The 25,852-nt window shown below is 44.7% G+C and carries 21 protein-coding genes and 1 pseudogene; 9 read left to right on the plus strand and 13 right to left on the minus strand.

The features are described 5' to 3' along the window. Positions 1-272 precede the first annotated feature (272 nt). Positions 273-449: pseudogene (locus AB4512_RS11950) on the minus strand (SUMF1/EgtB/PvdO family nonheme iron enzyme); the annotation flags it as partial. A 246-nt stretch (positions 450-695) separates the two neighbouring features. Here AB4512_RS11950 and AB4512_RS11955 point away from each other — a divergent pair. From AB4512_RS11955 to putP, 4 genes are all read left to right on the plus strand, one after another. Continuing rightward, a complete protein-coding gene (locus AB4512_RS11955; RefSeq protein WP_372174945.1) occupies positions 696-1,520 on the plus strand; it encodes an AraC family transcriptional regulator in 825 nt (274 codons plus the stop codon). Between the two features lie 181 nt (positions 1,521-1,701). Then, positions 1,702-4,839 (plus strand): bifunctional proline dehydrogenase/L-glutamate gamma-semialdehyde dehydrogenase PutA, encoded by a 3,138-nt coding sequence (gene putA, locus AB4512_RS11960; RefSeq protein ID WP_372174946.1) that lies wholly within the window; start codon positions 1,702-1,704, stop codon positions 4,837-4,839. Between the two features lie 11 nt (positions 4,840-4,850). Beyond that, a complete protein-coding gene (locus tag AB4512_RS11965) occupies positions 4,851-5,555 on the plus strand; it encodes a 1-pyrroline-5-carboxylate dehydrogenase (RefSeq protein ID WP_372110391.1) in 705 nt (234 codons plus the stop codon). A gap of 148 nt (positions 5,556-5,703) precedes the next feature. Beyond that, positions 5,704-7,230, plus strand: coding sequence for a sodium/proline symporter PutP (gene putP, locus AB4512_RS11970; protein ID WP_170930181.1), 1,527 nt, complete (start codon positions 5,704-5,706; stop codon positions 7,228-7,230). Between the two features lie 638 nt (positions 7,231-7,868). Here putP and AB4512_RS11975 read toward each other — a convergent pair. Next, positions 7,869-8,039, minus strand: coding sequence for a hypothetical protein (locus AB4512_RS11975; RefSeq protein WP_017061196.1), 171 nt, complete (start codon positions 8,037-8,039; stop codon positions 7,869-7,871). A gap of 278 nt (positions 8,040-8,317) precedes the next feature. Here AB4512_RS11975 and AB4512_RS11980 point away from each other — a divergent pair, with 278 nt between their 5' ends. Then, entirely contained in the window at positions 8,318-8,806 is a 489-nt protein-coding gene (locus AB4512_RS11980; RefSeq protein ID WP_004732526.1) for an Lrp/AsnC family transcriptional regulator, read from the plus strand. A 108-nt stretch (positions 8,807-8,914) separates the two neighbouring features. Here the strand turns inward: AB4512_RS11980 and AB4512_RS11985 are convergent, their stop codons facing one another. Both AB4512_RS11985 and AB4512_RS11990 read right to left on the minus strand, forming a co-directional pair. Continuing rightward, positions 8,915-9,619: a hypothetical protein gene (locus AB4512_RS11985; RefSeq protein ID WP_017065155.1), complete on the minus strand. Its 705-nt coding sequence runs from the start codon at positions 9,617-9,619 to the stop codon at positions 8,915-8,917. 286 nt (positions 9,620-9,905) lie between these two features. Next, entirely contained in the window at positions 9,906-11,756 is a 1,851-nt protein-coding gene (locus tag AB4512_RS11990; RefSeq protein WP_372174947.1) for an ABC transporter ATP-binding protein, read from the minus strand. A 586-nt stretch (positions 11,757-12,342) separates the two neighbouring features. On the opposite strand from AB4512_RS11990, the gene AB4512_RS11995 reads away from it, so the two are divergent. Further along, the gene (locus AB4512_RS11995) at positions 12,343-13,317 is read left to right on the plus strand and encodes an arginine deiminase-related protein (protein ID WP_372174948.1); all 975 of its coding nucleotides are present in this window, start codon (positions 12,343-12,345) and stop codon (positions 13,315-13,317) included. A gap of 133 nt (positions 13,318-13,450) precedes the next feature. Here AB4512_RS11995 and AB4512_RS12000 read toward each other — a convergent pair whose 3' ends face one another. The 7 genes from AB4512_RS12000 to AB4512_RS12030 form a co-directional block, all read right to left on the minus strand. Then, a complete protein-coding gene (locus tag AB4512_RS12000; RefSeq protein WP_137001602.1) occupies positions 13,451-14,083 on the minus strand; it encodes a triacylglycerol lipase in 633 nt (210 codons plus the stop codon). Positions 14,084-14,194: 111 nt separating this feature from the next. Beyond that, complete coding sequence (locus AB4512_RS12005; protein ID WP_017062012.1) at positions 14,195-15,034, minus strand: AraC family transcriptional regulator; 840 nt, start codon at positions 15,032-15,034, stop codon at positions 14,195-14,197. 152 nt (positions 15,035-15,186) lie between these two features. Then, the gene (locus AB4512_RS12010) at positions 15,187-16,014 is read right to left on the minus strand and encodes a GNAT family N-acetyltransferase (protein WP_372174949.1); all 828 of its coding nucleotides are present in this window, start codon (positions 16,012-16,014) and stop codon (positions 15,187-15,189) included. Positions 16,015-16,280: 266 nt separating this feature from the next. Beyond that, positions 16,281-16,856 carry a mechanosensitive ion channel family protein gene (locus AB4512_RS12015; RefSeq protein ID WP_372174950.1) on the minus strand — a complete coding sequence of 192 codons (576 nt, stop codon included), beginning with the start codon at positions 16,854-16,856 and terminating at the stop codon, positions 16,281-16,283. Then, a complete protein-coding gene (locus AB4512_RS12020; RefSeq protein ID WP_017062015.1) occupies positions 16,856-17,791 on the minus strand; it encodes a CorA family divalent cation transporter in 936 nt (311 codons plus the stop codon). Before AB4512_RS12020 ends, AB4512_RS12015 begins: the two co-directional genes overlap by 1 nt. Before the next feature lie 326 nt (positions 17,792-18,117). After that, positions 18,118-19,740: a phosphoethanolamine transferase gene (locus AB4512_RS12025; protein WP_372129510.1), complete on the minus strand. Its 1,623-nt coding sequence runs from the start codon at positions 19,738-19,740 to the stop codon at positions 18,118-18,120. Between the two features lie 231 nt (positions 19,741-19,971). Next, a complete protein-coding gene (locus AB4512_RS12030; protein WP_065584469.1) occupies positions 19,972-20,556 on the minus strand; it encodes a porin family protein in 585 nt (194 codons plus the stop codon). A gap of 192 nt (positions 20,557-20,748) precedes the next feature. Here AB4512_RS12030 and AB4512_RS12035 point away from each other — a divergent pair, with 192 nt between their 5' ends. After that, positions 20,749-21,288, plus strand: coding sequence for a hydrolase (locus tag AB4512_RS12035; RefSeq protein WP_017065162.1), 540 nt, complete (start codon positions 20,749-20,751; stop codon positions 21,286-21,288). Here the strand turns inward: AB4512_RS12035 and AB4512_RS12040 are convergent. Together AB4512_RS12040 and AB4512_RS12045 are read right to left on the minus strand one after the other, a co-directional pair. Continuing rightward, positions 21,285-22,148 carry a MurR/RpiR family transcriptional regulator gene (locus tag AB4512_RS12040; protein ID WP_017062019.1) on the minus strand — a complete coding sequence of 288 codons (864 nt, stop codon included), beginning with the start codon at positions 22,146-22,148 and terminating at the stop codon, positions 21,285-21,287. The genes AB4512_RS12035 and AB4512_RS12040 overlap by 4 nt on opposite strands. A gap of 173 nt (positions 22,149-22,321) precedes the next feature. Then, the gene (locus tag AB4512_RS12045) at positions 22,322-23,596 is read right to left on the minus strand and encodes an amino acid deaminase (RefSeq protein WP_017065164.1); all 1,275 of its coding nucleotides are present in this window, start codon (positions 23,594-23,596) and stop codon (positions 22,322-22,324) included. Between the two features lie 176 nt (positions 23,597-23,772). Between AB4512_RS12045 and AB4512_RS12050 the strand changes: the two genes are divergently transcribed. Further along, the gene (locus tag AB4512_RS12050; protein ID WP_017065165.1) at positions 23,773-25,206 is read left to right on the plus strand and encodes an amidohydrolase family protein; all 1,434 of its coding nucleotides are present in this window, start codon (positions 23,773-23,775) and stop codon (positions 25,204-25,206) included. Between the two features lie 103 nt (positions 25,207-25,309). Then, entirely contained in the window at positions 25,310-25,702 is a 393-nt protein-coding gene (locus tag AB4512_RS12055) for a RidA family protein (protein WP_017065166.1), read from the plus strand. The last annotated feature ends 150 nt before the right edge of the window (positions 25,703-25,852 follow it).

The following is a 25,852-nucleotide window of genomic DNA, read 5'->3' on the forward strand; positions in this document are numbered from 1 at the left end:
GATGAACCAAAAAAAAGCCAGCCTGAAGAGGGGCTGGCTAAAGACAAGATATGCCTTGTCGACATGTAGAAGATTTTCAGTCTAATTTACGAGGGTCAGGTAAATTAAACTGAGGCATCAATTTGATACCCAGAGTGACTTACTACTCTATCGACGAATCTACTCCTAGGAGTGCTTATGCATAAGGGGGGAATTCCCCTATAAATGTTGCTCAATGTGATAATTGAGAACCTAGAGTAAATATTTGGGGTTCTGAGCCTATGACTGGGAGCCTACAGCTCTCGTACTACTCGGAATCCTAGATAGTTCGCTGCCGTTGAAGGCGGTACGTACAGTTCGTTAAACACTTTTGCTTGTTCAGGAGAGAAGCTCCACGCGCCACCTTTCGCTAGGCCTTTCTGAACGGTTGTCCATTCCCATACATTACCCACCATGTCGTAGAAGCCTGTAAAATGTTTTTCGTGTTCGTGTTCGTGTGATTGCTTGTGAAGCCCCTAAATTCGCCGGAACGATTGGTTTTACAATGCCCGTAGTTTGTACGCTCTTGATCATCTTTCCGGAGGCATGATCAAGATGATCGCGGTAATGATCTTCTGTTTATGGTGAGGAAATGACTCTCATGATCATTTACAAATTCATCTTGTGCAGATTTCAGAGTATTATTCTCACTATGTCGATCTGAGTACTTTGCTGTCATGCCAAAACCTTTACCCTTTCCAAACCTAGACTTGTCCCCGCTAGGCCTTACTGGCCCTCGCCCTGCGGAGATCATTACTTTGCCTTCGCATATGGATTGTCACGATCACCACTATTCGCAAGTCGTGATTGGTTTAAATGGTCAGGCGGAATTTGAAGTTTGCGGTAAAGGTAATCTTATCGGGCCGGGTCAAGGTTGTGTGGTAACAGCGAGCTCTGATCATGCTTTCGGTGGGGTGGTTGGTCAGTCGGATATCCTAGTGCTCAATATGCCTGTGCCAACCGATGATGACCCTCTAATGTTAGAGAAGATTAACCAGTTAGAATCATCGAACGTCTACTTCCAATTAGACGCGCAAATTCAAAAGCTTATCCATATGTTGGTGCAAGAAATGCAGGCGAGCCCGGATGATCTATTGTTAAGCCGTGCCTGCAATGACACGGTGATCGCTCTGATGCAAAGGCACATATCGGCATTTGAAACCTCAATTAAAGACTCGCGTTTTGATCTTGAAGCACTGGATCGCTACATCGAGCAACACCTCGCGAATAAGATCTCTGTCGCTCAGCTTGCGGGCAGCGTGTTCTTGGGCGAAAGCCAGTTCCATATGCTGTTCAAAGAGCAAATGGGCATTACCCCTCACCAGTATGTTCTTGGTAAGCGTATCGATCGTTCTCGCCGTTTAATTGAACAGGGTAACCTTAGCCTTGGTCAGGTCGCTGAACTGGCTGGTTTCTCCGGTCAATCTTCCTTTGCTCACACCTTTTCACGCCTTCAAGGCATGTCACCATCCCAATACAAAAAGAAAATTTCTGTTAAATAGTGAAACAAAAGGGCATATTATTTTAAAGTTTCATATGTGACCTTGTGTTTGTTTTGTTAATAAAGCGAGTTTTTAGCAAAAAACTCGGAGTTTTTGACAAGTAATCCTTATATACTCTAAATACACTGCAGCCATTGTAGAGATCCCGAACTCTTTTCGGGTGTGAGATTAAGGAAAACGCATGTTTACAGCTACTGATGTGTTAAAGCCAGAATTCAATGAGCAGTCGCTTGCTGATCTTTGGACGCTTATCTCACCATTATATATGGTGGATGAAACCCAATGGCTAGAGAAACTTCTGCCACTAGCTACCCCTTCTGAGTCTGAAAAGCAGCAAATCACAGACAAAACGACTTCTTTGATCGAAGCTATCCGTGCGGATAAGACTTCTATCCAGATGATCGATGCACTGTTGCTTGAATACAGCTTAGATACTCAAGAGGGCATCTTGCTGATGTGTCTGGCGGAAGCCTTGATGCGTATTCCTGATTCAGCAACGGCTGATGCACTGATTCGCGACAAGCTAAGCGTTGCGGATTGGAAGTCTCACCTAAAGAATTCTGATTCGGTTTTTGTTAACGCTTCAACTTGGGGCTTAATGCTAACAGGCAAGGTGGTTGGACTTTCATCGAACGAGCAGAGTGCTGGACAAGCGGTTAACCGTTTAGTGAACAAGCTTTCTGAGCCGGTAATTCGTAAAGCGATGCACCAAGCGATGAAAGTGATGGGTCACCAATTTGTTCTTGGCCGCAGCATTGCTGAAGCGCAAAAGAACGGTAAGTCGATGCGCGACAAAGGCTTTACCTACTCATACGACATGCTAGGTGAAGCAGCACTGACCACAGCTGACGCAAATAAGTACTTTAAAGATTACCTAATGGCGATTGAAGCCGTAGGTCGAGACACTTATGTCTCTTCAAAATCTAGCCCAGCGCCATCTGTGTCTATCAAGCTTTCTGCACTTCATCCTCGTTACGAAGTGGCGAACGAAGACCGCGTACTGACTGAGCTATGCGACACGCTAGAGCAGTTACTGCGCCGTGCGATTGAGCTTGATGTTGCGATCACGATTGATGCAGAAGAAGCGGATCGCCTAGAGCTTTCGCTTAAGTTATTCGAAAAACTGTATCGCAGCGAGCTAGTGAAAGGCTGGGGCAAGTTTGGTCTGGTTATTCAAGCGTATTCAAAGCGTGCGTTACCGGTTCTAGTTTGGCTAAACCGCCTAGCAAAAGAGCAGGGTGACTTAATCCCACTTCGCCTAGTTAAAGGTGCTTACTGGGATAGTGAGATCAAATGGTCACAACAAGCTGGTTTCGATAACTACCCTGTTTACACTCGCAAAGAAGCGACTGATGTAGCCTACCTAGCGTGTGCGCGTTATCTATTGAGCCCAAGTGTTCGTGGCAATATCTTCCCGCAGTTTGCTAGCCACAATGCTCATACGGTTTCCGCTATTGCAGTGATGACAGACCATAAAGACTTTGAATTCCAACGCTTACACGGCATGGGTGATTCACTTTACAACCATGCAATGGAAGCTTACCAACAGTCGGTACGTATTTACGCGCCAGTTGGTAGCCATAAAGATCTACTGCCATACCTAGTACGTCGTCTGTTAGAGAATGGTGCAAACAGCTCGTTTGTACACCGTTTGGTTGATGCTCGTTGCCCTGTAGCAGAGCTAACACAGCATCCAGTCGACATGCTTTTGGCATTCGATACGTTGAACAACACTAAGATTCCTCTGCCGCCAGCGGTATTCCCTGAGCGTAAGAACTCATACGGTGTGAACATTGATATCGAGAGCGAAGCGCATCAGTTTGAAGAGCAAGTAAAAGGCTTTTTGAACAATCAATGGACTGCTGGACCTGTGATCAACGGCGAATCTCTTGCCGAAAGCATGATCAAGGCTGATCAGAATGTTGAACAAGTAACAGCACCTTACGATCGTCGTATTAGCGTGGGTCAGGTGGCTTTTGCAAACCTTGATCATGTTTCCGCAGCGATCACTGGTGCAGACGCCGCATTTGCTGATTGGAATGCGACATCGGTTGAAACCAAAGCCGCTGCGCTTGAGAAGCTGGCGGATCTGATGGAAGAAAACCTGGCTGAGCTGGTGGCAATTTGTCATCAAGAAGCGGGTAAGACAATTCACGACAGCATTGATGAAGTGCGTGAAGCGGTCGACTTCTGTCGTTACTACGCAAAACAAGCGAACAACCTACAAGGTTTTGAGCTAAAAGGCTTTGATGGTCTAACTCGAATCGCTTCGCGACAAGGTCGTGGTGTATTCGTTTGTATCAGCCCTTGGAACTTCCCATTGGCGATTTTCCTTGGCCAAATTACAGCAGCTTTAGTTGCGGGTAACACGGTTGTGGCTAAGCCTGCAGAACAAACAAGCTTAATTGCAGCTCGCGCAGTGGAATTGATGAATGAAGCGGGTTTCCCTGCTGGCACGATTCAGTTACTACCGGGTCGTGGCGCTGAGATCGGCAGTGCGCTAACCAGTCATGATGCGATTGCGGGCGTTGCCTTTACGGGGTCAACACCAACAGCACAACGTATCAACGTGTCATTGGCGAGTCGTAACGCTAAGCCTGTTCCGTTTATCGCGGAAACCGGTGGTCAGAATGCGATGATCGTCGACAGTACCGCACTGCCTGAACAGGTAGTCCGTGATGTTATTCGTTCGGCATTCGCTTCTGCAGGTCAACGTTGTTCTGCACTGCGTGTGCTTTATATCCAAGAAGACATCGCAGACCGCGTGATTGCATTGATTCACGGTGCAATGGATGAGCTGAGTGTTGGCATTCCACATCTTCATAAAACCGATGTCGGCCCTGTTATCGACCAAAACGCGAAACAGAAGCTAATGGCACACTTAGAAAACATGACCAATACCCAGAAGAAGGTGGCTCAACTTTCTCTAGGTACGGATTGTGAACATGGTGACTTTGTTCCACCAAGTGCATTTGAAATCGATGACATCAGCTGTTTGAAAGAAGAGCAGTTTGGTCCTGTACTGCATATCGTTCGCTTCAAAGCGAGTGAGTTGACACAAGTAGTAGACCAAATTAACCAAACCGGTTTTGGTCTAACTATGGGTATCCACAGCCGTAACGAAACAACTTACCGTTGGATCGAGAAACACATTCGTGTGGGTAACTGCTACATCAACCGTGACCAAGTGGGCGCTGTTGTTGGTGTTCAACCATTTGGTGGTCAAGGCTTGTCGGGTACAGGCCCTAAAGCGGGTGGTCCTCACTACCTATATCGCTTTACTGATGTTCAGTTTTCTCAATCACAAGACAAGGCATAAGGAGCAGTATCATGGTTCATCAAGTGACAGGTTTTTCTGATGCTTTGTTAGCGTGGGAACAATGGAATCTTACCGATTTTGATCATAAGAGTGCTCAGGTACTTTCATTCAAATCAGAGATCGAAAGCCAATCTGCGCCTTTGGCAGCTGTGGCGACTTATCATCTAGAGCAAGCCTCTGCGCTGCTTTCTGAGCATCACCTCATGGCGGGGCCTACGGGCGAAACCAATGAGCTGTATGCTGCAGGTCGTGGCGTGGCTTTGGTGATTGTTGATGATTGCGAAGAGAAAGTGCCAGCACTGCAAACAGCAACCGCGATGATTACCGCAGCACTATTAGCGGGTAACAGCGTGCAACTGTGCAGTGATGACGTGCAGTTCAATACCTTGATCGCTGATGCAGCGAAACAAGCGAATTTACCGACGAACTTGGTGCAGGTTGCTTCGTACGACGCTGCTCAACAGCTGCTGTCTTGCGATGTACGTAGCGCAGGTTACGTAGGTAACTCACAAACGGCTCAAGCTATCAATTTACAACTTGCTAAGCGTGACGGTGCCATCGTCAGTTTAGTAGCTGAAACGGATCTGACAGCAATGCATGTTGCTCACGATCCACACTTATCGCTGCGTTTCATTACCGAGCGTACGCGAACTATAAATATAACAGCCGTGGGCGGTAACGCGACCTTGCTCGAACTTGGAAGCGAAGCTCACTAACCTTCAGTAACATTGGCTCTAAGCACTTTTGTTTTCTCCATTGTTGGTTTCACCATCTTTGGATTTAACTCATAGTGCCTTGGAGCCTCAATACCTAACTCAATGTACTCGCTTGCCTTTACGGTGAGTGCTTTGCATTGAATTAGGCATGGAAGGCTTTCTACAAAATGAGGACTATCAAATGATAGAAAACAGTTTTGCAATAACGACGACGTTCATTGCGTATCTAATTATGATGCTGGCAATCGGTGTTATTGCTTACAAACGTACATCTAACTCAACTGACTACTTCCTAGGTGGTCGTTCGTTAGGTCCATGGCCCGCTGCACTTTCTGCTGGTGCATCAGACATGAGTGGTTGGTTGCTACTTGGCCTACCAGGTTACGCTTACGCTGCTGGCTTTGAAGCATTCTGGCTTGCTGGTGGTCTACTGGTTGGTACTTGGGCAAACTGGTTAATCAGTGCTAAACGCCTACGTACTTACAGTATTACAACTGAATCACTGACGCTGCCTGAGTTCCTATCTCGTCGCTTCAACGATAACTCTAAGCTGATCCAAACAATTTCTGCTTTCTTTATCCTTTTATTCTTCCTTTTCTACACAAGCTCAGGCTTGGTAGCAGGTGGTAAATTGTTTGAAACGGTATTCGGCCTAGATTACACAACGGCGGTAATCATCGGTACCGTATGTGTTGTTTCGTACACCCTGTTTGGTGGTTTCCTAGCGGTATCTTGGACTGACTTAGTTCAAGGCCTGCTAATGTCTGCTGCGCTATTGATTGTACCAATCGCAGCAATGAACGGCGGCCTTGGTCAGCTATCTACTGACCTTCATAACATCAACCCAGAGCTACTCACGCTATGGAATGATGCGAAAGGTGAGCCTCTTTCTGCAATCGCGATCATCTCGCTAGCAGCATGGGGTCTAGGTTACTTCGGTCAGCCACACATCCTTGCTCGTTTCAAAGCAACGCGTAGCAATAAAGACCTAACAACCGCGCGTCGTATCGCTGTGGTATGGACTGCACTGTCTATGATTGGTGCAATGCTGGTTGGTCTGGTTGGTCTTATCTACGTAACTAACTCTGGTGCACCTAAGCTAGACGATGGCGAGAAGATCTTCATGCTTCTTGTGAACGCGATGTTCCACCCAGTAATTGCAGGTATTCTACTGGCGGCAATCCTAGCGGCAATCATGAGTACTGCGGATTCACAACTTCTTGTTTCTTCATCTGCAATGGCAGAAGATCTGTATAAGCAAGTTCTGAAGAAAGACGCTACGTCAGAAGAGATTGTTCGTGTAGGTCGTTTCGCGGTTATCCTAATCTCTTTGATTGCACTTGTACTAGCGATGACGCCAGACAGTTCAGTACTTGGCCTTGTGTCTTACGCATGGGCTGGTTTTGGTGCTGCATTCGGCCCAGCTATCGTATTGAGCCTGTACTGGTCTCGTATGAACCGTAACGGCGCTCTAGCGGGTATCGTGGTTGGTGGTGTTACGATTGTTCTTTGGAAGCAGTTCACGGGCGGTTGGTTCGATGTGTACGAAATCGTACCGGGAATCATCCTATCGACTCTTTCTATCGTTATCGTGAGTCTAATTACGGGCGAGCCTGAAGACGAAGTTAAGAAGCAACACGCTGAGTTCGAGAAGAACCTCGTTGAGCTAGACTAATTTACATTGTAAAAATACCAATGAATTAGCAAAAGACATGAACAATAGAGTCACTTCGGTGGCTCTATTTTTTTATGTGAGTACGACCTTTGTCTTATTTCAAATTAAGTTTATTCGAGGTTTTCTGATATTGAAATGGGGGTTTACAATGTAAATCGAAAGCGAAGGATCTTGAGCGAGAAATGAAAGGTCTGTCTTGTTGGTGGCGTGTGATGTCAAAAAATAAAACAGAAAAATGGCTATTTTTTGAACTTGGCGCTCACTTTTGTCATTAGCTCGGTGAATTGTGGAACCGAATTGGACATGATGTGTCAATTGTCAGTAACCACTAAAGACCTATAGGACAAAGGTATGCCTGATCTCTATTGCAAAGGATGTAAAAAAACAACACTACATAAGTCTATAATGAAACGTTGTGAATCAGAGCCCGAGACAGCTTCTGGCCGTATGATGCAATGGACGTCAAAACTATTTAGTGGAAACCTGTACTACGATATGGAAACTCAGCACTTCTGCCGCACGTGCAATTGTCGTTGCGAAACAGGAAGTACTGTACCCCAAATTGGTTTAGCTTAACTTACAGTAAGCGCTCACTAACTTAGATCAAAAAACCTCCGTTTTAGGAGGTTTTTGCGTTTCTATGCGGCTTTGAGTGCTAGCTCGGCAACAATGGCGTCGCCATCAATCTTCACATCCCAACCATAGTTTGAGTATTCATTTGCTAGTGCCTGAGCAACATCTTTTGATACCGTTACGTGTGTCCATGAACCAATACCGTAAGGTTTATATGCGAGTTCTTGCGTTTTCATAATAGAGTCATCCTTTCTCTTTGATAATTATATTATTCACTTTGGCCTATATCCTTTCTTTCGTTTCCGGCTCAACTTATTTGTTAATCGGGTCATTTCTATAATAATTTGTTAATAACCAGAGTTTGATTTATAAGGGTTCTTATCTATTTGTATGTGTTTATATCTGGCGTGAATATCATCCGTGCATTTAGTTTTTAAATGTGTGAGCGAGGTTTTCTTCGATTGCACTTGGTATGGAATATACTGAGCGGAATTTAGAATGTTTAAGGAATGTTATGTCTCAGCATCAGCTCGATCGTATCGATAAAGAGATACTAAGAATTCTGCATATGAAAGGGCGTTTACCTGTTGTTGAACTGGCAAAACAGGTCAACCTTACGACGTCACCTTGCTCTGATAGACTCAAGCGATTGGAGAAAGAGGGCTACATCACGGGCTATCATGCTGAGCTTTGTTCAGAAAAGCTGGGACTCGATGTTCAAGTCTTTATCCATATCCGTCTCGATCAGACTAGCTTTTCGATCTTCGACAAATTTGCCCAAGCCGTGGAAATGATGCCTGAGGTGGAAGAGTGCTACTCACTGTCGGGTGACTTTGACACCATGATCAAGGTTCGAGTGAAAGACATGAAGGCGTACCAAGCGTTTATGGCAACGAAGTTGGGCACCTTGCCTGGTGTGATTCAGACACGTAGTGAAGTGGTGATTGAAGAGCATAAAAAGGGCTTCGGCGTGAACCCTGAGTTGTTGGCAACTCTAAAATAGTGGCCTAATTTCGCTTACCAACGTGATTTAGATATAAAAAATGGAAGCAATAAGCTTCCATTTTTTGTTGAGCGTCAGATAAAGAGCAATCCGATAAACTTGTTCGCCTTAAAGCGTAATGGCCGCAGAGATTAAGCCAATCACACCACCGAATACACCGCCCCAAACCACAAGCCAGCCAAGGTGTTTCTTGATCATGGTCTGAACCATTTCTTTAACCAGCTTAGGTGTTAGTTCATTCAAGCGCTGATCGATGATCGCCTCAATGTTTTCTTTGATTTCATCCATCATCGCAGGCGATTCTAGCTCGTCTTTGATGGCATTTTTTACAGAATCACTCTTGCTGATTTCAATCACAGATTCTTGCATCTTCTCAACAAACGGCGCTTTCATTGGCTCTAGTGCTTCTGTGCCACCAAACATTGCCAACATACCGCCAAACTGAGAGTTCTCGATAACATGCACTAGTGAGTCGAATGCAGGGTTAAAGTCGATCTTCTGAATCACAGGCTCTAGATTGAGCGACTTTCCTGTCATCTCGCTGCTTAGGAAGCGGTCGATGTTACTTTCTGTAAAGAATTGCTCCATCATCAGTTGCTTGATGGCTGCCTTGAACTCTTCAAAGCGTGCTGGAATAACGCCTGAACCGTATAGGCCGGGTACTTTCTCGAACAACATGTGAATCGCAAGCCAGTTGGTGATGGCACCAGAAAAGGCGAATAGGCCTGCGTAAAGCAAGTATTGGTTTGCTGTCGCATAGCCGCCAGCAAGCAGTGCTAACGCAATAACGTTAGTTAAGACACTTTTGTTCATGGTTGATCTCTAGAAAGAATATTGCGCGCATTTTAAGAAAAAAACGCCAAGAAAAAAACAAAAGGATCGATGAAGTTTATTGGACAGGTAGCAAAGAGCGCCAAATAGCAGGCATAAAAAAGGCTAGCCTCCCCCCGAAGTCTAGCCTTATTCCAGAACGCGCAAGCGAGGCGTCTTTGGTGTTAATGTCATTATATAATTACGACATAACATTCTGCCATGTGTAATTTACCGCTAATAAACAAATTGGTGTGAATCACATCGCACTTTTAAAATAGCACAAAAATTAAGCGTTCGTAGCTTGCTCAAGATCATCGGCAATAAAGCCTCCGGTCTGGTGATTCCACAATTGAGCATAGATGCCATTTTGTGTAATCAGCTCTTGGTGCGTGCCTTCTTCTACGATATTGCCTTGGTCGAGCACGATCAGGCGATCCATCGCTGCGATGGTCGACAGGCGGTGTGCAATCGCAATAACCGTTTTGCCTTCCATTAGCTCAATCAAGCTCTCTTGAATCGCTGCCTCTACCTCAGAATCGAGTGCAGAAGTTGCTTCATCGAGAACAAGTAATGGAGCATTCTTTAGAAGAACACGTGAGATAGCCACACGTTGACGCTGACCACCAGAAAGCTTAACGCCACGTTCACCCACTTGAGCATCGTAACCAACGTTGCCAAACGGGTCGGTTAGCGTTTCGATAAACTCATGCGCGTGTGCCTGTTTAGTCGCCGCGTATACCTCTTCGTCTGATGCCTCTGGTCGACCGTAAAGAATGTTGTCTTTGATCGAACGGTGCAGCAGTGAAGTATCTTGGGTCACCATACCAATGTTGCTACGCAGAGAATCTTGAGTAACGCTCGAGATCTCTTGGTCATCAATCAGGATGTGGCCACTTTCTACATCGTGGAAACGCAAAAGTAAGTTAACTAGGGTCGATTTACCTGCACCTGAACGGCCAACCAAGCCCACTTTTTCACCCGGTTTGATGTTGAGGTTTAGGTTGTTGATCACCCCCTTATTCTCACCGTAGTTAAAGCTTACATTGTCGAAGTTGATACCGCCTTGTGGAACCTCCAGAGGCTTCGCGTCTTTCTTGTCTTCAATAGCAATAGGCTTAGACAGAGTTTTAATGCCGTCAATCACGGTACCAAGGTTCTCAAACAGACCACCAATTTCCCACATGATCCATTTCGACATGCCGTTAATACGCAGAGCCAAGCTGACCGCAATCGCGATTGCACCCACGGTGATTGCGCTATCTAGCCATAGGTAGATAGAGATACCCGCAATGCTGAACACCAATAGATAGTTAGCGAATTCCACGCAGATGTTGAAGCCGGTTACCAAGCGCATTTGGCGGTGCACAGTATCTAGGAAGCCTTCCATGCCTTCTTCGGCGTATTCGGTTTCTCTTTTACTGTGTGAGAACAATTTCACCGTCGCGATGTTGGTGTAACTATCGACAATACGACCTGTCATTAACGATCGCGCATCCGCTTGCTCTGAAGACACGTCTTTTAGCTTTGGCACGAAGTGCAGTTGAATACCGATGTAAACGAATAGCCAAATCAGCATCGGAGCCATCAAGCGCCAATCTGATTCAGCAAGCATGAACAGCATCGCCGTGAAGTAAACCGTCACGTAGACAAACACATCGACCATCTTGGTCACAGTTTCGCGCACTGCAAGCGAGGTTTGCATCACTTTGGTCGCGACACGTCCGGCGAAGTCATCTTGATAGAAGGACAGGCTTTGCTTCAAAAGGTAGCGGTGTGCTAACCAACGAATCGACATTGGGTAGTTGCCTAGCAAAGTTTGGTGAAGCAATAGCGAGTAAACACTGATCAAGATTGGCATCACAACCAACAGCAGAATACCGAGCCCCATCAATGTCGATTCGTTGTCTGCTAAGAAAGTGTCTGGGTTGCTTGTTGATAGCCAGTCGACCAATTGCCCCATGTAACCGAACAGCGCGACTTCGATGATCGCGATGGTCATGCTCATCAACCCGAGCAAAATCAATGGTTTTTCGAAACCTCGAGTGTAATGGCGGCAGAATGCCAGTATGCCAGTAGGAGGTTGTATCGGCTCTCCCTTTGGAAAGGCTTCAGTAAAGCCTTCAAATTTCTTGTACATAGATTTCCCTTTATAAACTAGTGCATCTATAAGCGACTGCATCGTTGGTGCAGCTTTGTTTTTATGGTCTTGATTCGAAATTTAACTGCCTTAGTTTGAAATTATATAAGCGCCCATGGGTTCTTATCAGCATTAAGTCATTCGATGGATTTTGTTCTAGCGCCTATTTAGGCACTTGGCTTTAAAACACTAAAACTTTGTCTAAGCGATACAGGAAAGGTCCAAAGAGTGTCTTTCATGACGCTTATTTTAGATTGAATTAGACAGGAAAAGTTAAGCTTATTTCAAACGTAATTGATTGTTATGCAACGGTGATAATCCTAACGTTAAATGGATTGAATTGTAATCAAAACTCGTGATGGGCGAGAAAATGGAATCAGAATATTTATCCATAAAGTGACTTAACGAATATGCATACAGTTGGTTCTTTCTGATGTGCTGTTATCTTGCAGTAAAAATTACCGAATAAACTGACTTTTGCAGGAATTGTTTGGGATAAATATTCAAATCATTATTCTTTTCAGTGAATCTTGTCGTAACAAGTTGTTTACAATTCTGAGGTAAATAAAAGATAGGGACGGTTGAGATGTTAAACCTACACAAAAAATCACTTCACATTACGAATGTTCAAAACGCCAATTGCGTTGTTATGGTGCCGCCAAAAGAATTTAAATTTAATGAAGAAACGGCACAAGATAATGAGTTTCAGCACAGAGTAAACCTGACCGAAGCCGAGGTAAAATTAGAAACCATGGCTGAGTTTAAGGCGATGGTCGCTTCGTTGCGTAAAGAAGGTGTGCAAGTTGTAGAGTTTGATTACCCAGAATTGGGCGTTGAAACTCCGGATGCTGTTTTCCCAAACAACTGGTTCAGTACCTGTAGTGATGGAAGCTTATTCACGTTCCCTATGGCGTGTGAAAACCGTCAGAATGAAGTTAAGCCAAATGCTCTTATTGAAGCGTTAGAAGCGTCGGGTCGCATTGTTAACCATAGCGAGTCTCTAGAGTCTTACATCGCGCAAGGTTCTTATCTAGAGAGTACTGGCGTGATGGTGATCGACCATATCAACAAGACCATCTACGCTGCGCTTTCTCAGCGTTGTGACCGCGAAGTGTTAGAAGATTATGCGAAGCGCATTGGTTATTCTCGCGTGATCTCGTTCCAAACGGCATTACCGTCTGGCCAACCGATTTACCATACCAATGTGATGATGGCGATTGGCGATAACTTCTGCGTGATCTGTGATGAAGTGATTCCTGAGTTTGAACGCCGCTTTGTGGTGAAGTCGCTTGCTAAAGATAAGCAGGTTATCTCTATCTCAATTGATCAGATGAACCGTTTCTGTGGCAACATCCTGCAGCTTGAAACCGTGAATGGCGACAAGGTGATCGCGATGTCTCAATCGGCTTACGATGCGTTTTCTCCAGCCCAGTTAGCTCAGCTTTCGACACATGGCAAGCTGCTACCATTTAACGTGAAAACGATTGAAGACATTGGTGGTGGTTCGGTGCGATGCATGTTGGGTGAGGTGTTCCTACCAACACGAGTTAATCGCTTGTAACAAGCACTCACTTTCAGTAATGAATCTTTGAATACCACTCTTATCGCAGAGTGGTATTTTTGTTTTTGTCTTTCACATATAAGAGAACAGAGCTCGATACAGGAGTCAACGCGCAAAAGCTAATGGAAATAAGCTATGAAGCGTCCTTAAAAGCTCTGTGTTCGATGAACTGAGCCGACAGTGTTACGACTTCTTTGGAGTAGACGAGCGCCGTGTGGTTGAGTTTGAGGGCGTAAGTATCCGTTGCTCCTCTCAGGTTGGCGTCTTCGAGTGTGACTGTGCCATCGCCCGGGTTTCTTCCCAGAACAATACGTCCGACTCCGGCGTCGTAGGTACCTGTAATCACGCCAATCGGCACATCAATATCGTAGTCACCCAAGCCATCACTTAAGATCATTTTGCTCGAACCAAATATAAATCCAAGACCATGATTCGAAAGCGTTTTGGCTATGGTTGCCCCATTGTGCGGCGTACCTGCGGTAATAATGCAGGTGTCTGCAAAGTCGGGTTGGTAGAACTTAAAGTAGTGGCGAATCAGCAAGCCACCGAGTGAGTGACCAAAGAAATAGACCTCATCGTACTCATTAAAGCGAGCATTTACGAAGCGATTGAGGCGTTTGGCTGCAGAAGGGAAACGCAGCGAGTTGTAGGCAAACTTGTGCGTTGTAAAGCCGCGTTTTTTGAAGTTTCTATCCAGATATAGCATGATCAACGCAGGCATATATAGACCATGAATTAAAACTATATGTTTGTTTTTATTATTCATTATTGCCCTCCGACTGATGGTGTTTTCAGTATATGGAGTCGCAATTCTAAACTCAACAAAACTTGCTGTGAATGGGACACAATAGACAGAGAGTGTCGTAGTGGCAGTTCGTTATTCTGACCTGACCCCGCCATAAACGTCTATAGTTAATCCCCCTTGTTTGGCATAAGTATTGGGTGTTAGGCCAATGGTTTTCTTGAGGTAACGAATTAGGTGCGGTTGGTCACTAAACCCAAATTGAAAGGCGACGTCCATCCAGTCGATGTCATCCAAATTTCTCTTATACAAGTATTCCAACATAGCTTCGAGTTTGTTCATCGATTGGCACTGTTTTAATGTCAGCCCTGTTACCTTGTTGAAGCTTCTCTCTAATGTTCTTTGCGAGCAAAACAGCTTGTCGCTAAGCTCTGCAATCGGCGTAGAATCAAGTACACCCAACACTTTGTGAGTGATTTCACTGTGTCTATCTGTTTTACCGGTCGATAACCATGGAAGTAGTAAATCATCCAGCTTCTGGCAACAAGCTTCAAAGTCGGTTTGAGCAAGCTTAATCAGTGACATCGTATCGACATCAGAGTTGTTTAGTAAATCTGCAAGGTCGATGGTATTGACGCGATCTAGGCTTGGGTGCGGGCAATCAGGGGTGACTAACGAATACAAAGCACCAACGTGGAACTTGATGCCCAAGTGAATAAACGGCTTCGAGTGATCAAGTTCAATGGCTTTGTGATGGGGCAGCAACAGGTGGCTGCCAACCCCTTGCTCGACTTGCTGCTCTATTGTGTAGTGATACGGCTGATCGCAGGGGGACAGGATTAAATGCGCTGAAGGGTCAGGGTTGAGTATCGGAAACTGATGAGTTTGGGCATCGGGCGTTTTCTCGATAAGCCAGTAGCAATCAATGAACTGAGCGATTTCAGGGGATTTTGGCGACTGTAACCAATTGATCATTCGAACTTCTATTTCTGATGAGTACTTTACCACTATATGTGGATATCGTTGTCTGTGACAGTTTTATCCATACTAAGTGCTTGCGCTTGGCATCTTAGCTTCACTTCACACTGAGTGCGCATGCTCAGTGCGAGGTAAAGCTGAGTTTTCAACTAGCGAAAATCAAACTGTAAGATGCGATGCTTTGATGACAACCCAGCGCGTGTGATAGCTTTTTGCGCGCCAATATTGCTATTTTTTGTTGAACAGATAACTTCCAAATCTTGCTGGTTAGCGTGCTGCTTTAGAAAGTTAAGAACACGCGTTGCTAACCCTTTTGCGCGCTCTTGTTGAGCGACAATCATACCCAGGTCGGCAAACTGTGTTTGATGCTCATCGAACTTACGGCACTCACCGGCTGCGAGAACGCTGCCATTTTCCCAGTAGCCCCATAACTCTTGGCGGGCAATCAAATTGCCGTAGTAACTGGTGAGCCACTCTTTTGGCGCGCCAATCGCTGATGAAGCAAACTCAACGAACTGCTCCAGTTGTTCTTCTGTCGCGAGGCTCATCTCTATCTCTTCAATGCGGTCTGAATCACAATCAGATCTGGCTTGAGAGTTTTGGCGGTACATCATCGCATTCACTTTAAATGACTCTGTGTTGTCGACACACAGTGACAAATATTGTGGCTCAGCCGTACTCACGAATGCGCCTTTCACCTCACCAATCACAGAGCTGTTGTTCTCTACGATTAAGGGGAACAAGTTTTCAATATGAGTGCTGGCTGTTGGTGCTAGATAGAACTGAAGTAAGTAGCCTTCGCCATTTAATACGCAATAACCGACAAGATTACCGTTTTCGTAAAAACCAAAATGGTCAAACATTGGCACAAAGCCAAAATGCCACATGCCATCGAGTGGAGCTGTAGATTCAGCAAAGTAAGCCGTTTTAAGTTCGCTTAAGTCGCTAAGTACTGAGATTTTTTTGATGTCTAACATCGCGTTAATTCCTGTTGTTTCGATTCGGTAGAGTGCGTGGTTGTCATCTTGTTCTCAGGTGCGTCAACGGACGATGAGATAAATTGATTAGCTGAGCCACGTTTCAATAACAGCAATTGTAGGCGACGGCTTGAGGCCGGTATTGAATAAAAACGACAGTTTTGAAAGGTGTGTGGGTGTTAACAGAAGAGCTGATGTTAATTGAAAGAGGGCAAGATATTTTGCCCTCTGCTGAACTTATTGATTGGGACGTTGAATAGGGCGCATTACTTTCCTGAGTCTTCAGCTTTGATGAGTTTTGTATCGACAGTTTCACTCTTTAACTCAGGCTCAACTAATACCTTTATCACGCCTTTTTGTAGGATCAGGTTATTAGGGTAGGTGATGATGTTGCCCGAACTGTGTCGAAGAATAACATGGAACATGGTGATATCGATGATCACACCGCTGATGTCTTCGTCTTTCTCCGCGACTCTTACTCTGTCGCCAATGCGATAAGGGAAGACGAAAAATATTAGTACGCTGGCTGTGAGGTTACTTAGAATCGACCATTGCGCGAATAAAGCGACACCCAGCACCGCAAATATCGAAGACAAGAACAGAGAAATATCACCAAAACCCAAGTTAAGAACAATCGTAAACACAGCGATGAAGAGTAGAAACAGAACAATATTGAAACACTTAATCACGAACTGCTTTCGCTTCAATTCGACACGTTTATTTTCCGCTAATGTTTCTATCCAGTTCTTACCTAAGCGTTTGATCACCCAATACACAGTGATAAGAAGTAAACCTAAAACTACTTGTCTAAGCCACATATTGGATTGCAAAAACTCAACCATTAAATAAACCTCAATTTTTTCAAAATAACGACCTCTGCCGCTATGACCACGAGCAGCCCAACGCAAAATAGTGGAAATGCTATCGGGTTATCTGTTCCGGGTATCCCAGCGATATTGACACCCAGTAAACCGGTGAAAAACCCAGCAGGGAGGAAAATACCTGCAATGATAGAAAATAGGTACGTATTTCTATTCATTTTTTCAGCTTGTTGCTGACTTAGGCTCGCTAAAAATACATTAATTTGTTCGATGTAAAACTCAACAGACTCGTTAATTCTCAGGATGGTATCAAGGCTGTTCTTTATATGACTGTTGTGCTTACTCAATGGCGCAGGTAGGTCACTCATTAAATCTTCAAAAACGTATTTCTGTGGCTTCAAATAACGCCTTAGTCTGAGTAGCCTTGAATGTAGAGCGTTAATGGATCTTATGTCGATATTGGATGTAGATTCTAACTCGTCAATTAATAGTTCGACGGGTGCTAGGAAGGTTGAAATACTGTGGTTGATTCCACGGATCATGCCCAACAACACATCAGGTAATGATGTAGGGCCTTGGTTTTGTTTGAGATCAGATATCAGATTACTGACCGCTTTTGAAGGAACTTTACGTGTCGATATTAAAGTGCCTTTGTACCATAAGATGCGTAGGCTAAGCATGTCGTCAGGGTTAGCACCTTCGTTTAGATTAATGCCTCGCAGAATCATCAAAAAACAGTCGTGGCCAAATTGTTCGAACCGAGGGCGGGTGTCATCGGTGAGTAATGAATCGATGATGGCATTTGGAACCGTATTACTGTGGAGCCATTCTCTCAAACCGTCAGCATCTCTTTGGCAGTGATACCAAGTTGATTGCTCGAATGAGGCTGGGCTGGTGGTGTGTTCATGTGCCACCCCCTCAGAAAATTGCCAGCTTGAAATTATGAAAGCGTCCATTCATTTGTCCTTAATGATATGACGTAAACATTGATATTATGCGCCATTCAGGCGCGGTATTGAACTGAGCTTAATCGTGGTAAGTTCAATGAGCGATGTGAGTGAGATGAAGTCTAATAAGACATGTTGGTCTTTGGAGTACGACGGACTCTTCCATTATTGTCTCTATTAAATGTAGCTCATTGTTTCGTCGTTATAAATTAGCACTCTGGCTCTATGTTAGCGACGAAAAAAAGAAAAGACCGAGGTCTTTTCTTTTTAGGGGAAGTTGAGGAGAGCTTGTTCAGGCAACTCGAGTTTTCCGATGGTTTACATAAGTAAAAGCACTACCGACACGCAGCAAAAATGTCTTGGTTTTCTCGGTATTCTTTGGTTTGTACATCCATTAGGCCGAGTAAAGAGTCGAACAGGTTATCTTGGGAGAAGCTCTGTTCTTTGCCTGCCTTTCTTAAGCAGGTCTGGTTTATCCCTTTCTGCTCGGCGAAACCATCAGACATCCACATTATCATAGGCACATGGGTTTGCTCTTTCGGTGCCAATGAATAAGGCATGCCGTGTAAGTAGACGCCATTTTCTCCCAATGATTCTCCGTGATCGGAAATGTACATCAGCGCAACATTGTACTTATCGGTGAGTTTCTCTAGCTTCTGAATAGCCTGTGATAGAAAGAAATCTGTGTACAAGATGGTGTTGTCGTAGGTGTTGACCACTTGCTCTTTGGTGCAGTTTTCGATATCAGAACGTGGGCAGTCTGGCACAAACTTCTTATGATCTTCTGGGTATCGCTCAAAGTAAGTTGGGCCGTGAGATCCGGAGATATGATAGAAAATGATGCTATCTTGTTTAAGAACTTGAGTATCTTGTTCGAAGTTCTCTAGCATGGCTGTGTCATAGCACACATCTTTATTACACAGCGGGTCGCTGTCTTTGGCGACGAGAGTCATCTCTTTGATTCGATGTGCGACCGCCTTGTCTCCACCATCGTGCTCTCGCCAGATAGAGTGAATGCCCGCGCGGTTCATAATGTCGACTACGTTATCTTGGTTGTAGGCTTTGTCGCGATCGTAGTTGCTTCGGTTCATGTTAGAAAACATACACGGCACAGAAACCGCAGTGGCTGTTCCGCATGACTGAACATCAGAGAAAAAGATCGGATTATAGGGTTTGGTATGAGCATTGGTTTCTTTCTCATAGCCATAATATTGGTAGTTATATACACGTGCTGTTTCACCAAGAACAAACACCAATAAGGTCGGTTTGGTTGCCGCTTTTGCTTGTGGCTTGAGTTGAGCATCTAATCCCAATTCTTGATAGGGGATGGGCTGTTTGATGTAGGTGTTATTGATGTATTTGACTGTTGAAGCTACGTATTCGGTCGGAATGATCATCTTTTTAAGATGAGAGTTATTACGACCAATCGACACATAATCTTTGTAAAACAACCCGGCAATGATGGCAATGACGATCAACGAAGAGAGCAATCCAATCGCCTTCCCAATAGCAAAATCTTTCCAAGATTCTCTTTCAAGATCCGTAAATAAAAGCAGCAGTGACGGGACTCCTCCCATCAGAACAAACCATAAAATAGAATAGCTGCTTAGGTAGCTAGCAGCCTCTCCGCTGTTGGTTTCGAAGACGTTTTCTATCATTCCATAGTCTACAAAAATGCCGTAGTTGAACATGCTGTAGCTGACTAAAGAGGAAGTAAGTAGTAACAAGATAAAAAAAGCTTTGGCGAATATCGGCCAGTTGAATACTTGAAAGATAAAGTTGAATGCGGCGAGAAAGAAAAATGGGATCGAGATGATAAACCCAATGCTTTCGGCTTGTGAGGCACTAAGAATATTGAACAGCTCGCGTGAGATAGGCAAGTTAATGACAAGCAGGTAATACACTGCCAAAACGAAAGGGAGTTTGTTTATCGACATGTTTAAGCGTGGTAGATTCATAGGTCTTGTCTTCCTGTGTCACTTATCCCTTTATTTTAGTCTCGCTACCAAGAAAGCTCTAATATCAACGCATAAAGCTCAATCAGTGATGGTGAGCGATAAACTGGCTAAAGTGAAATGACGCTAAGGTGTGTAGATACAAAAAATTTACTTTACTGAGTGACCTTCATGACAAGGTGGAACAGCAAAGTGAATTAGTATGTTCAGCTTATTCTATGTGGTTCAATCACATTAGAAGTTGTATGAACCACCGAAGCTAATGCTTTTGAAGGCAAGCGTGTGGTCACCAGCTGATATCTGAGAGTTCTTAAATTGGACCGTGTCGTCTACGCTTACTGCATCCGCTTGCGAGATTAAGCGTAGCGTTAGGTGTTCGATTGGCGTGTATTCAACACCTACACCAAAGTGGAAACCCGTACCGCTGTCATCAGCGTAACCAGCACTCTTATTTGCGTTTAGGTCAACAGAGCTTAAACCAGCCAATACGAATGGGCGGATTGTGTTGTCGAATGTGTAACCAAGATTTGCTGACAAAGAAACAGACGTCGGAGACAGCTTTTCAGCGCTATTTTTGTAGTTTGCGTAATCTGTGTAGCCAAGTTCAACACCTACGATACGGTTGAATTGGTAGCCGCCGTATAGGTTGTAGCCCATGCCATCTGAATCTAAGCTACCGTGACCGTCTGTGTCAGAATCTTGGTAGACACTAAGTCCGCCACCAATGTACGCACCGCCGTCAGTACCTGCTGCTAAAGCTGGAAGAGAAACTGCGCTGATTAAACCCAGTGCTAATGCTGATTTCGTTATCTTGTTCATCTTTGTTACTCACTCTTAAATGTCATGCCAGTATCAATAATTTTTATTTTGCGACCTTTCGACCGTTGGTGAGTATTATTCCGTAGTCTTGTATGTATTACTGTATGGCTTTGTAAGCTGAATCGTTACATAGTAGAAAAAATACACATCAGGTTGCTTAGTGAGTCAGGCTGTTTAAAACAAGGAATAAACATGCTAACGAAACAAAACACAGGTTTGGTGGTTGTGGACGTACAAGGCAAGCTCGCACGCCTTGTTGATGAGAGCGATACGCTGATTGCTAATTGCGGGAAGTTAGCTCAAGGAGCGCAGGTTTTGGGGCTGTCAATTATTCGTTTGGAGCAGAACCCAGAGAAGCTAGGTGCTACAGTCGACGAACTTAATGACTTGCTGAATGATGCAAAGCCGATACCTAAATTCACTTTCAACGCGTGTGATGAGCCCAAGTTTGTTGAGGCGGTTCAAGCCAAGGATGTAGAGACTTGGTTAGTGTGTGGTATTGAGGCTCATATTTGTGTTTATCAAACCGCAATGGGGTTGTTGGAACTTGGGTACAAGGTTCAGGTAGTTGGCGACTGTGTTAGCTCACGAACGGCACTCAACAAAGATCTGGCAATCCGTCGACTAATGGATGCTGGTATCCAAATCACAGGATTAGAAATGAGCTTATACGAGCTTGTGAAAGACTGCCGCGCGCGTGAATTTAAGCTCATTCTATCCTTGATTCGTTAATCACCGAGAGGCTGTCTATCGCCACCGCCTCGGTAAGAATCGAGCGCAACTTTCAAGCGACGCAGTTTGTCGCGCGAGCGGTTCTTGTGATTGACTGCGATTCCCATAGAAAGCACATCCACTAACGCCAACATAGCGTAGCGAGAAGCCGACGGCTTGTAGATGAAGTCGGTTTCCATATGCTTGATGGGTAACAAGATATCGGCAATTTTTGCTAGCGGTGTATCTTGTGGGGTAATCGCAATGATCTTAAGTCCGTACTGCTTAGCCAGCTCTGCCGTTTCTGTGATCACTGGTGTAAAGCCAGTCGCAGAGATCATCACCATTACGTCATTAGCATCTGCCGTGGCAGCAACCATACGTGACATCAAGCCATCGTTGTACGACACCACTGGGTAGCCTAAACGAAACAGTCGATGTTGCAGCTCTTGAGAAGCAATGGTTGAACCACCACCCATACCAATAGCAATGATCTGTCTGGCGTTATGCAGCCAGCTGACTGCGGTTTCAACGTCTTGCTCTTTGAACAAGGTGCGGTTGATGTCTAGGCTTTGCTTGATCGATTCGTAGATACCTTGATAACCCGTTTGGTCAACCGGTTCGAGGATAAAGCGCTGGCCAACGGTTAGCGTCTGAGCCAACTTAATCTTCATATCACGTACGTTGCTGCAACCGATCGCTTTAGCAAAACGTGTAATGGTGGCTTCACTCACTTGAGCGCTTTCAGCAAGCTCTGTGATGCTGGCATTGGCAGCAAAATCAATGTCGTCCATGATCAGCTTAGCGACTTTTTTCTCTGCATCACGAAGAGCGGGAAAACGCTCCGTTATCTGTGAAATGATATCTACTTCTAAACTCAAGAATCCTGATCCTTTGTTGATGGGGCTAATCGTTATTACCTAGTTATTAAGAATCTAGCTCGTAAGAAGCAAGCTCTTTAGCTTTTTATGAGCACTAATCCATTAAAAACTAAGCCTTAGCCCCGTTAGTATATCTTATTGCTTCGCTGATTCTAGCTTATTGAAAAATCGAACTAGAAGCAGGTTTCCACCCAGTTTGTTACCTGATGGTCGTCATCGCTGATGGCAATGTAGCGCCACTTATCGAAGGTTAAACACGGGTGTGAGGTTGAGAATGCAATCATGTCGCCCACTTCAATTTCAGAAGAGCCGTCCGTTTCAACAAAGGTATGCTGATCCATCACGGCGGTCGCAGTCAGCCCTTTCACAGAGATAGCTTCGCCATTGCGATAGCCGCGTTCGGCAATAGGTAACCCCGCATCAAAGGCCACATCACGCTTGCCTAGCCCAACAACTAGTTTGGTCGGTTCTGGGCGAGAGATTACATACGCCCATACCTCAAGTGCCGATTCGAGATCTCCACCCAATTCGCACGCGTAACCTTGGTTTACTTGGGCACGCTGCAACACCTTGCTTTGAGCGTCTAGGTAGATACCTGTGTCGTGAATCGCGTAACAGCCCGGGCGGATGATCGCCAAGTAATCGGTTAGGTTCGCTAAACATTCTGCAACCACGTCATACCAAGCCGAACCTGCACCAGTGATGATAGGTTGCCCTGCAATTAGGCCATCTGATGCGAGGCTTTCGACCGAGGTCAGCGCTTGGTTTAAGAAGGTACGAATGTCTTGCTCGGCATTGTCGCCATGAATCACGCCCTCATACACCTCAATACCCGCTAGCGAAAGTGCAGGCGTATCTTGAATGGTTTGAGCCAGTTCTAAAACTTCTTGAGGTGAACGACAACCACAACGGCCACCCGGAACACCAAACTCGATTAGAGCTTTTAGCGTCTGCTTTTTGTTGGCGAAGTATTGGTTGAGTTGCTGCACGTTTACCGATGAATCCACACAGCAATAGAAATCAACGTCGAACTCACTAATAAGCTGTTCGATGATCGCCATGTTGGTTTTACCTACCAATTGGTTAGCCATGATGATTCTTTTTGCGCCTGCCATTGCTGCAATTTCTGCTTGTGCAGGTGTCGCAACGGTAATTCCCCAAGCGCCATTTTCTAGCTGTTGACGGAAGAAATCAGGCGTCATCGATGTTTTGCCATGTGGCGACAATTTAACCTGATGATGATCGGCGAATGATTGCATCCAATTCAGGTTATTGGTCAACGCTGATTGTTTGATAATTGCTACCGGAAGCGAAATGTCTTCATCAACCAGTCGATAAACACCGTTCTCAGATTGTGATACTGCTCTCCCTTTTTGGCCTTTTTCAGTCAAGATGAAACTATCTTTTTGATACTTTATAACATCTTTTTGTGCAGGGTTATGTTTCATTGCTGATTCCTAACATGATTTAAGTGGTTGTTATTTAATGTTTAAATATATCTATAATGTGTTTTGTGATAGAAACTATCACACAAATTAAAATATTATGTGTGTTTTGTCACTGAAAATAATCGGCTGGATTTCTAATATAGCTCCATCAACACAGTGGATTGAGAGAGTGAAAAATGTTGTTCGATACGATAATCAAAAATGTAGAGGTGTTTGACGGCACCGGCGAACAATCGTTTTGTGCCGATGTAGCAATCCTTGATGGAAAAATCGCCGAAATTGGTCAAATCGATCACGAAGATTGTGGCCAGTTGGTTGAGGGAGCAGGCTTAGCATTGGCTCCTGGATTTATCGATGTACATACACATGACGATACCAACGTAATTCGTTACCCAGACTGCCTACCTAAGATCAGCCAAGGTGTGACAACCGTGATTGTTGGCAACTGTGGCATCAGCGCATCGCCAACGGTTTTGGCTGGCGATCCACCTGACCCAATGAATCTTTTAGGTGCGCAGGCTGATTTTAAATACCCAACTTTTGCGGCGTATGCACAAGCGGTAGAGCAAGCGCAACCAGCGGTGAACGTAGCAGCATTAGTTGGCCACACTACACTGCGTAACCAAGTGATGGACGACCTGCAACGCACCGCAAGCGAAGAAGAAATCGCGGCAATGCAAAGCAACCTTGATTTAGCGATGGAGCAGGGTGCACTGGGTTTGAGTTCAGGTTTGGCTTACGCAAGCGCGAAACAAGCCAACGCCAATGAAGTGATGCAGTTAGCGAAAGTGCTGTCTAGTCATGGCGGTATCTATACCACGCATATGCGTACTGAATTCGAAGAGATCTTAAGCGCGATGGAAGAAGCGTTTGAGACCGGGCAATACGCGAAAGTACCCGTTGTTATCTCTCACCTTAAATGTGCAGGTGCAGGCAACTGGGGCAGAACTGTTGAAGTGCTTGATTTGATGGACAAGGTTTCAGAGCACCAAGATGTGTCTTGCGACTGCTATCCATACTCAGCGAGCTCTTCGACATTAGATCTGAAACAGGTGACAGACGATTTCGACATCTTCATCACTTGGTCTAAAGCAAAGCCTGAACATGCAGGCAAAACGCTTAAGCAGATTGCTGATGAGATGAACCTACCACTGATGGACGCAGCAAAAGCGCTTCAACCAGCCGGTGCGGTTTACCACTGCATGGATGAGAACGACGTAAAGCGCGTATTGAAATACAAGCTGACCATGGTTGGTTCTGATGGTTTACCAAATGACCCGCATCCACATCCAAGATTGTGGGGCACTTTCCCGAAAGTCTTAGGCCACTACTGCCGAGATGAAAAACTGTTTGCGCTGCCAGAAGCGATTCACAAAATGACCGGAATGTCTGCGAAGCGCTACAACCTCGCGGGAAGAGGTGAGATTCGCCAAGACGCATTTGCCGATTTAGTTTTATTTGATCCAAAGAATATTAAAGACACAGCAACATTTGAAAACCCTATTTCAGTTGCTGAGGGAATCGAAAGTGTATTTGTAAATGGTGAGTTAACTTACCAAAAAGGAAAAGTAAAAAATAATCGTTCAGGCGTTTTTATTTACCGTAATTAGAATTTAATTATTTTATTAGATATACAGTAATAAGAAAACGACGAATTAATTTAAATATATTGGAACAGAACCAATATTATCTATAAAGAAGTGGAGTTAAAAAATGACTATTAAACGTTACGGTGTTGAAGGCGGTACAGGTACAGGCGGACAACATTTACCATTTGCACGCGCAACTGAAGCGGGTGGTTTCCTATACGTTTCTGGCCAGACACCGATGACAGATGGTGAAGTGGTAGAGGGTGGCATTGTTGACCAGTCTCGCCTAGCGATCCAAAACTGTGTCGATATCATGACTGAAGCGGGCTACGGCCTAGAAGACGTAATGCACGTAAAGGTTGTGCTAACGGATTCTCGTTACTTCCAATCTTTTAATAAGGTATTCAAAGAGTTCTTCGGTGCTAATCCACCGGCACGTATCTGCATGGTCTGTGACCTAGTGGTAGACGTGAAAGTTGAAGTAGATGTGACTTGCTACCGCGCTGATCGCGTTTAGTTATAACCTAATCACAATAACCTACTTAGAGAGTATTAGGGGGTAAGCATCCCTGTTATTATCCTTTAATACTCTCACCCTACATTTATAAAAATTACTTTAATTAAAAAATATACAAAACCAATAAAGTAATTATATGAAATATAAAAA

Origin of the sequence: Vibrio sp. 10N.222.52.B7, assembly GCF_041474275.1 — a bacterium.
Lineage (GTDB): Bacteria > Pseudomonadota > Gammaproteobacteria > Enterobacterales > Vibrionaceae > Vibrio > Vibrio crassostreae_C.